Here is an 8013-nt window from a genome sequence, read left to right as displayed (position 1 = left end):
CCTTCCGCGCGCGGAACTCTGAACGACTCGACACCGATCAGTTTTCCTTACGTGGTAGGCACTTCGCTGTCTCTACAGACCCTTCCCAACCATCAAGATCCCGACCGCCGTGAAAGACCGAGGCTAAGGTGACCAACCTGAGCAGCCCATCAAGCTACATGGACGCCATCGCCTGCGCGGTGCACTCAATCGACGACCGCTCAAGGTGACGCCAAGCATGTCGATGGCCAGGAGGCGACGGTGAACCAGGGATCGAGGCTGCTCGGGCGGCTCGTGTAGGCAGGCTCGCCGGGGCCGCCGCGAATCCGGGACTTGGCCGTAGCGGTGGGCGTGACCTGGGGAAACGTCGCCAAGATCAATCCGTGAATAGTCCGTGGACGGCGACAAACGGCGGCTCCGGGCGGCATATCGCTGCCTACGGTGGATCATCGACGCGGGACGGTATCCGCAGCTCAGGTGGCGTTTTTGCTGATCTTCGAGGTGCCCCCGGCAGGATTCGAACCTGCGACACACGGTTTAGGAAACCGATGCTCTATCCCCTGAGCTACGAGGGCGCGAGGGCCTAGTCTAGCGACCCGGGGGTTTACCTGGGGTGGCAGGGAGTGGCCCACGTTCACCCACGTTCCCCGGACCGCCGTTCTCCCAGCCCAGGAGCACACCCGGAGCACACGAACCCGGGTTGCGACCGGTGGTCGGCTCCGGTGGCTCGCGTTGGCACCGGTTGACCCGGGTTGGCATCCGCTGGAGAGCACACACCGCGCACATCATCGAAGATCAGCAAGGTTGTTCCGCCCCGCCGCTCGTAGCCGACGCCTCCGGAGAACAACGGCATGCTCAGCCGGGTCGGCCGTGGACCGGCAAGGTTGCCCGAACCGAGTGTCCGCTCATGGCCGATGGAATCACACTCGATCATGCTTGGATCTGGATGTGAACGGCGCTGGGCCCCGCCCCGGCGGCGCCGCTTCCGGCCGTGACTGAAGGTCGACAAGGTGGTCGCGCCGTGCGTCCCTGGTTGGTCAAGGCTGGTGGCATCCTGTGAGCCATGAGGTCTATGTGCTCCCTCTATGTGGATGTCGGTTACCTGCTCGGTTCCACCGCCGTCCGAGTGACCGGGACGTCGCTGCGTAACGGGGTTCACGTCGACTACGCGCCGCTGATCGACGCACTTGTCGAACAGGCCGAGAGGATGTCGGGATTGTCAGTGCTGCGGGTGCACTGGTACGACTCAGCCAGGGACGGTGTGCCCGACTCCCAGCAGCAGCGCATCGGCGAGTTACCCAAAATCAAGTTGCGGCTCGGCCGGTTCGGCATGGATGGCCAGCAGAAAGGCGTCGACCTACGTATCGGCCTTGACCTCGTGACGCACGCACGCAACGGAGCCGCCGACGTCTTCATCCTCGTCTCAGGCGACGACGATCTCACCGAAGCCGTCGAGGAGGCCCAGGCGCACGGCGTACAGGTCGTCCTACTCGCCGTTCCCAACACGGAGAACAAGCCCCACGGCATCAGCCGGCATCTGATGCGGGCCGCCGACGGGCTCGAGATCATGCCTCCGGAGACCGTTGATCAGACGGTGACGAAGGTCGAGATGCCGCCGACGACACCACCGACACCGCGTCTGGTGGCGGTGCTGCCGTCAGCCGGGCAACCGCAGACCAGGGCTACGCCCAGGGACCTCGCCGGACTGGGACACCCCGGTGCGCACCGTCCCGCCTCATCTGTGCTCGCCTACAGCGCGGCAACCGGCCGCGAACCGCTGGTAACGGCGGAGTACGAGGACCCCGAGGAACTTGCCGAACAGATCGACTCGGTGGTCATCAACGTCCTGACGACGTTCCGCAAGTCCGCCTCCGTAGAGGCGCTGGCAGAACTCAAGGCTGGGAAGCCATCGATCCCGCGCGACATCGACAAGGCACTGCTAACCGATTTGTCCGACCTCCGTGGTGAATACGACTTGAGTGAACAGGTACGACACAAGCTCCGGGCGCAGTTTTGGAAAAAGCATGACGAGGCGTCGTGATACAGGGCCGGTACCAACGACGACCAGGTTCGTACCGAACGGCTCGTGTCGTGCCCGGTGGAGCCTTCGCGTGTCCCGTCCTCATGTCAATGTGTCAGCATCGATGATTGGTGGCGGCAGGGCTGGGCTCGGGAGGTTCGGTGAGCGATCGGAAGCGCGGGAGCCGCCGGCGTAGGCGAGAGCCGATCCGGCGGATGATCCCGCCCACCCGCGCGCCGGGCAGCCGCCGTCCCCGCGCCGCGGATGCGCTGATGCCGGTGTATGAGTGCAGTCCGATGTTCGGGCGGCTCGTGGAGGCGCCGGTGGAGTTGGTACCGCTGTTGGCGGTCCTCGCCGTGTTACATCAGGCGCAGAGCGGGATGCCGGTGGGCACCTGTGTGCCGACGAGTTATCAGATCAGTGGGGCGTTACGACTTCTCGGCTTCGAGGCCGAGCCGGTTGCCGCGTGCGCCAAGCTGTATCGGGTGACCGACACGTTCACCGAGGTGTCCGAGGTCGGCGTGTGGAAACGACCACCGGTCGTCCATGCCGACGGCACCACGAACGGTCACATGGTCGTGTGGACGCCGTCGTTCGCGCAGCTCGTGGACGCCACCCTGGTGCAGGATCCGCTCCTGCTGACCGCAGCCCACGTCGATCCGGTCTACTCGACGCCGGTGTTCGTCGACGTTCCCGCGGGCTGGGAGGCGTTCATCGCGGAGCGGCCTGTCGCCTGGCTCGATGACCGCCTGTACGCGTCCTGGGTTCTGCAGCCGGAGTGGACGAGGCTGATGGATCCTGTCCTGGAGGGAGAGACCGGTCCGGTTGTGCCACTCGGCGCACTCCGTCTGGCGACCGACGCGCTGCGACTGGTCGCATCCGTCGGACAGGAGCGGGACCTGAGCGGCATGCTAACCCGGTACCCGCGGCTCGGTGCGCTGCTTCGCGGTGAGGACCACCTACCGGCAATGCCCCCCGAGCCGCTCTTGCACCCGGACCCTTGAGGACAGCCGGCCCGGCTTCCGGCCTGGGTTCTGAACGATCGCGGCTGCACCAGACCGTCATGACGGGGCCGCACCAGGCTGAGGTGCGTTGACCTCTACCGGCGAGTTCGTGTGGCTGGGCGGGCCGTTGGGGTGGGTAGGGTGGACGGTCGTGGCGGATGAGGCGCTGCGACGGCGGCGGGACAGTTTCGACGAGGATCCGGACAACTACCAGGCCGCTCGGCCCAGTTATCCGGAACGGGTGTATCAGGTCCTCACCGAGTGTGGCCTCGGGCCGGGTGCGCGGGTGTTGGAGGTCGGACCCGGCACGGGGCAGGTCACCGGCCATCTGGTAGCGGCGGGCGCGTCGGTGGTGGCGGTGGAACTGGGCCCTGGGTTGGCGACCCGACTTCGCAGAAACCTGGCCGACCGGGATGTGACCGTCATCGAGGGTGACTTCGCCACGGTGGGGGTTCCCGGTGGCGGGTTCGACGTGGCGGTGTGTGCGACCTCGTTGCACTGGCTGGATGCCGAGGTCGCGGTGCGGCGCTTGGCCGGCCTGGTGCGGCCGGGTGGGTGGTTGGTGGTGTGGTGGACCGTCTTCGGTGACCCGGAGCGTCCCGCGCCCTGGCGCGTCGGGTTGGATCCGCTCTATCAGCGATGGCTACCCGGACAACGGCGGAATCCCGTGCCGGTTCCTTTGAGGGTCGCCGAACGCACGGCGGAGTTGGAGACCGGCGGATGGTTCGATCTCGTCGGGGTGGAGATGATCCGCTGGACGCACCTGTTGACCCCGCAGAGGGCGCGGGGACTGTGGGGAACGTTCCCGAACGTGCGGGAGTTGGACCCTGACCAGCGGCAGGCGTTCCTGCACGGCGTCGCCGAGGTCATCGCCGGCCAACCGGGCGGTGTGGCCGAGGACCATTACGTCACGGCCCTGTACACGGCGAGACGACGGACCGACCCGGCGGCGTAGCCGACCCGGCGGCGTAGCCGACCCGGCGGCGTAGCCGACCCGGCGGCGTAGCCGACCCGGCGGCGTAGCCGACCGCCGATCCGACAACGCCGGTCGTCGGGGACTCACGGACGGGCCCAAGGCGTTCAATCCACCCCGATACGGCGCCGCGATCATCCACTCAAAGGTGAAGAATGCTGTCGTAGTCTTCCTCGTACCAGCCGTCGGCGTTGTGTTTCTGGGTGATTCCATCGACGCGGGTCAGCATCAGCGTGTCGCCGTTGAGGGTCAGGGCCGCGTCCTCGGTCCTGGCGGTGAGGATGCTGGCCACGGTCGCGAGCATGTGGGGTTTGCCCGTGTCGATCAGGGTGTCTTTTCGCATGTAGAAGGTGACGTCGACGTAGGTTTCCGGTTCCCATTGCCACAGCGACCCGGCGTCGTCCTCGGCGCAGTAATAGCCGTGCCGGCCGGCGGTGATGTCGATGACGTAGCCGCGCTCGTCATTCAGGTCGGCGCTGAGCATCCTGCCGCCCGACGCGGTAGTTGTCTCGACAGCCGCCGGGGCGGCCAGTTGCGCCACCTGCTCCAGCGGGATATCGCCCGCCAGCGTCAGCCGGTATTCGACAGCCATCCGTACCCCTTCATCAGTTTTTCCGGACGATCTGAATGATCGCACCGCTACGCGTGACCGCCGCCAGTTCCTTCAGCCCCGCTATAGGCCAGTCGTCGAACTGCTTGTGCAGGGCGGCGATGTCTCCTTGCCAGTCGTGGAGGTTCAACATGACCCGCTGGGTCTGCTCCGCCTCGACCTTCCTTTCCACCGCGCTCCACACCGCTCGCGCCGGTACAGGAGCCGTGGGCGCGTAGCAGTCGAAGACATGCCCCTCGATGAGGAAGTCGGGTGCCTTCTCCGGCTTCCCCGTGTCCCCAGTATCGCGCCGGGCGCTGGCGACCTCCTGCCGTGTCGGGTTCTGATGCACCCGGAACCCGTTGCCGGCGACCTTGTCGGCACACTCGTTCTCCAACTCCAACGCTCGCCGTTCCCGAGGCTTCTCGTTCGCGGAGATCCGCGTCCGGTGCCCCGTCGGTGACCCGCCGGGCACGCCGGTGGGGCGCCTCGTCCACGGGGTCGCTGCGTCAGCGTCCGGGGTTGCGGCGTCCGGGGTGGGCGCCGTCGGGGATGGGTCACTGGTGGTGGCAGGGGCGGGGCTGACCGGCGAATGGAGGTCAGCCCCCGTCAATTTCCCCCCGATCCCACCTGCCGCGCCTCAGCGATCGCCGCTTCGACGGCCTCCCGGGCCGCGCCGATACGCCCAACCATCAGCACCAACACCTGCTTGATACTGTCCAGCGCCTGCAGCAGCGGCCCCGGCTGCCCACCCTGCAAAACCATTGCGACGAGCTGCTGCGCCTCACCGACTCCGGTGACGATCGCGGCTGCCGCGTCACGGGCCGCGTCCACGGCGCTCTGCACGGGCGCCAAGCCGCCGATCGTCTCCTGTGGGGTAGCCACGTTCGGCACGGCCGCGGTGGCCTTCGTCGCCTCGCCGATTGAACCACCGAGCCCACCCAGGCCACCCTGGACGCCCGCGATCGCCTCACGCACCCGCGCCAGCCCTGCCGCCACGGCGACGAACCCGGCGCCTGCCGCTCGAAGCCCAATCTCCTGCGCCTGACCATCGGCCGCGGCTGCCAGCTCGCGGGCGCGTTCGGCACCTGTCGCCAACGCGCGGAGTTCACCGGTGATCTTCTCGATGTGCGACACGGAGCCGATATCCCCAATCGATGATAGCGAGAGTGCTCGGCAGCTGAACTACCGGGCACTCAGCGAAGCCAAACAGCCCCCGGCGGCCCCTGCCGCACGCGGCGAGGCGCGGAGCGAGGAAGCATGGACTTGACGATCACCGCCACGGGGTGGCACGGCGGCGGACGTAGAACAGGATTCAGGAACCGAGTTCTACCGTGGCATAGGGTTCCCACACGTACATGCCCTCGTCCCGGTTGAGGACGATGAGCTGGCACGAGGTGACCAGCGCGTCGGCGCTGATCTTCGGGGCGGAGGAGAGGGCCTCGATAAGCGGCGCCGCATGACCGCCGGTGTTGGTATAGGCCAGGCTGAGGTGAGGGTTGTAGGGCTCGGCGGCCTCGGGTACGCGGTCCTGCCCCCAGACGTCGGCGATGGCGGTACGGATGGCGGCGCGGAGTTGCCGCACGGGCTCGATCGGGTCGACGGCGATCTGGATGGACTCTGGATCGACATGGGGGGCGCCGATGGTGAGCTTGAAAGGTGACAGGTGCGAGCACCGGTCTATGGCGGCTGCCACGATAGCGTCGACGTGGTCGGTGGCGACGTCTTGGACGAAGCCGATGCCTTGCATGGTGAGGTGAAGCCATCGGTTCGGGATGACGTCGAGGCTAGGCTGCGAGGACAGGAGGGACCGGTACTGGTCAGCGAGCTTCTCGACCTCGGGTTGCCCGTCGAAGGTGATGTGCCAGGTGTAGAAGCGGGAGCCGATGCCCCAACCCGGTCGCCAGTACCAGTGGTTACGGATTTCGGTGGCGTGCGGGACTGCCATGGGTTCTCCAGGTTTCAGGGAAGTTGCCGGGCAGCGCCGGTGGCGCAGAACTCGGTGATGGCTGCTTGGACATTGCGGGCCTCGATGCTCGCGCGGAGTGACGGGTTGCCGGCGATGTTGCGCCCGACGCCGCGCAGGCGGTGCACCAACGGGTCGAGCCGCTGTTCGGGTGGTAGAGCGAGCACCGGTGACAGGACCGAGACCGCACCGTCGAGGCTGCCGGCTTTGAGATGTGCTGCGGCGGCCCAGATGCGGATCTGGGCGAGCGTGCCGTAGGCGACCGAGGGGGCCGCGGCGGCTTCCGTGAGTGCATGCTCGGCATGCTCGATGGCGTTGGCGGCCTCGCCGATGCGGAGCAGTACTGAACCAGCGTAGTTGTGTTGGCGCACCGTGCCGCAGGCGAGGAGGCCACCCACCTGGTCGCGGCTGGCCTGTTGGCGGGCCTCCTCGGCCCGTTGCAGTGCTGCCCGTGCAGGCTCGACGGCGCCGATTTCCGCCCACGCGTCCGCTTCCTGGCACGCCAGCATGACCGCCGCGCTGCCCTCGGCGGCATGGCCGTAGCCGCGCACGGCGGCATTGGCCGCGTCTTCGAACCGTCGCTCCCATAGGTGGGTCTTGCTGATCGTGGAGAGGACCCAGGCGCGCAGGGTGTTGTCACGGACGGTCTCGGCGCACATCCAGGCGATGCGTGCCTGGGACTCGGCTGCGGCCGGGTGTCCGAGATCGCCGGCCATCCAGGCGAGCAATGTGCAGAGGTAGCCCGCCCAGGTGTAGAGCTCCCGAGACTGATCAGGGTTCTGACGCCCGGTCTGCAGAAGGCGGAATACGCGGTCGGCCAGAAGCCCGGCCCGCGCGTAGACGACGACGGGCGGCTCAGTCAGGTAGTCGACGGCGATCCTGCGGGTGGAGGAGGCGACATCGTCGAGCGTGAAGGGCCCGACATTTGAGGCTTGCGCCCATGTGCCGAAGCCCGCCGTGCGTTCTGCCACCGCTATCACCAGTTCCGTCTCGTCCTGCAGAGCGCCGAGGTCCCACCGCAGAGGCTCAGCCATCGCGCCAGGCGGTGCTGAGGATGCGACCGGTGGTGCAGGCATCATGGCGGCGGCCCTGCCGCTCAGTGCCGCTCGGTCTGCTTCCGGCATTGCGGTCAGGTCGTCGAGGTCGACCAGACTGCTCGGTTCGGTGCCGAAGACCTGCGCCAGTGCGTTCAAGGCGGCCAAGGTGGGCCGACGGCCGCCGAACGGCCACCGCTCGTAGTCGCTGATCCGCACCCCGGTGAACGTCGCCGAACCGTTTCCCATGCCGTTCAATCTCTCGGCTACCGCGTCCTGGGTCCAACCATGGGCCTGGCGAAAGGCATCCCGAGGGCGCAGCCCGAAGCGGCGCTGCAGCTCGGCGGCGATGGCTGCGGGTGTCGCTCCGAAACCGGCCAGTGTCTGGCGTACGTGATCACGCTGCGCTTTGGTGCCCGTCCGCAAGCGGAAGTAAGCGGTAACGACA

Annotated in this window: 8 protein-coding genes and 1 tRNA gene; 3 read left to right on the top strand and 6 right to left on the bottom strand. The window is 67.4% G+C overall.

Annotated features, from left to right (window positions below; genetic code table 11):
* Positions 1-481: 481 nt before the first annotated feature.
* Positions 482-554: transfer RNA gene (locus tag ACFOX0_RS28855), tRNA-Arg, on the bottom strand.
* 512 nt (positions 555-1066) lie between these two features.
* Between ACFOX0_RS28855 and ACFOX0_RS28850 the strand changes: the two genes are divergently transcribed.
* The 3 genes from ACFOX0_RS28850 (at position 1067) to ACFOX0_RS28840 (ending at position 3958) form a co-directional block, all read left to right on the top strand.
* Positions 1067-2020, top strand: coding sequence for an NYN domain-containing protein (locus ACFOX0_RS28850; RefSeq protein ID WP_377551941.1), 954 nt, complete (start codon positions 1067-1069; stop codon positions 2018-2020).
* A 194-nt stretch (positions 2021-2214) separates the two neighbouring features.
* A complete protein-coding gene (locus tag ACFOX0_RS28845) occupies positions 2215-3003 on the top strand; it encodes a hypothetical protein (RefSeq protein WP_377551939.1) in 789 nt (262 codons plus the stop codon).
* A 151-nt stretch (positions 3004-3154) separates the two neighbouring features.
* The gene (locus ACFOX0_RS28840) at positions 3155-3958 is read left to right on the top strand and encodes a class I SAM-dependent methyltransferase (protein ID WP_377551937.1); all 804 of its coding nucleotides are present in this window, start codon (positions 3155-3157) and stop codon (positions 3956-3958) included.
* A 160-nt stretch (positions 3959-4118) separates the two neighbouring features.
* Here the strand turns inward: ACFOX0_RS28840 and ACFOX0_RS28835 are convergent, their stop codons facing one another.
* The 5 genes from ACFOX0_RS28835 to ACFOX0_RS28815 form a co-directional block, all read right to left on the bottom strand.
* Positions 4119-4568 carry a SitI3 family protein gene (locus ACFOX0_RS28835; protein WP_377551934.1) on the bottom strand — a complete coding sequence of 150 codons (450 nt, stop codon included), beginning with the start codon at positions 4566-4568 and terminating at the stop codon, positions 4119-4121.
* A 13-nt stretch (positions 4569-4581) separates the two neighbouring features.
* Complete coding sequence (locus tag ACFOX0_RS28830; protein ID WP_377551932.1) at positions 4582-4968, bottom strand: CdiA C-terminal domain-containing protein; 387 nt, start codon at positions 4966-4968, stop codon at positions 4582-4584.
* Positions 4969-5174: 206 nt separating this feature from the next.
* Positions 5175-5702, bottom strand: coding sequence for a DUF6244 family protein (locus ACFOX0_RS28825; protein ID WP_377551930.1), 528 nt, complete (start codon positions 5700-5702; stop codon positions 5175-5177).
* Between the two features lie 178 nt (positions 5703-5880).
* Positions 5881-6513, bottom strand: coding sequence for a 2'-5' RNA ligase family protein (locus ACFOX0_RS28820; RefSeq protein ID WP_377551927.1), 633 nt, complete (start codon positions 6511-6513; stop codon positions 5881-5883).
* Between the two features lie 14 nt (positions 6514-6527).
* Complete coding sequence (locus ACFOX0_RS28815; RefSeq protein ID WP_377551925.1) at positions 6528-7991, bottom strand: helix-turn-helix domain-containing protein; 1464 nt, start codon at positions 7989-7991, stop codon at positions 6528-6530.
* Between the last annotated feature and the right edge of the window lie 22 nt (positions 7992-8013).

The sequence above is a fragment of the Micromonospora zhanjiangensis genome, assembly GCF_042650605.1.
Lineage (GTDB): Bacteria > Actinomycetota > Actinomycetes > Mycobacteriales > Micromonosporaceae > Micromonospora_J > Micromonospora_J zhanjiangensis.
The sequence above is the reverse complement of the archived record's forward strand: the minus strand, read 5'-3'. Positions and strand labels throughout refer to the sequence as shown.

What these genes read in the sequence shown, in the direction of transcription:
- ACFOX0_RS28845 (WP_377551939.1), top strand. Translation starts at nt 2,215, where the DNA reads ATGATCCCGCCCACCCGCGCGCCGGGCAGCCGCCGTCCCCGCGCCGCG.
- ACFOX0_RS28835 (WP_377551934.1), bottom strand. Translation starts at nt 4,568, where the DNA reads ATGGCTGTCGAATACCGGCTGACGCTGGCGGGCGATATCCCGCTGGAG.
- ACFOX0_RS28820 (WP_377551927.1), bottom strand. Translation starts at nt 6,513, where the DNA reads ATGGCAGTCCCGCACGCCACCGAAATCCGTAACCACTGGTACTGGCGA.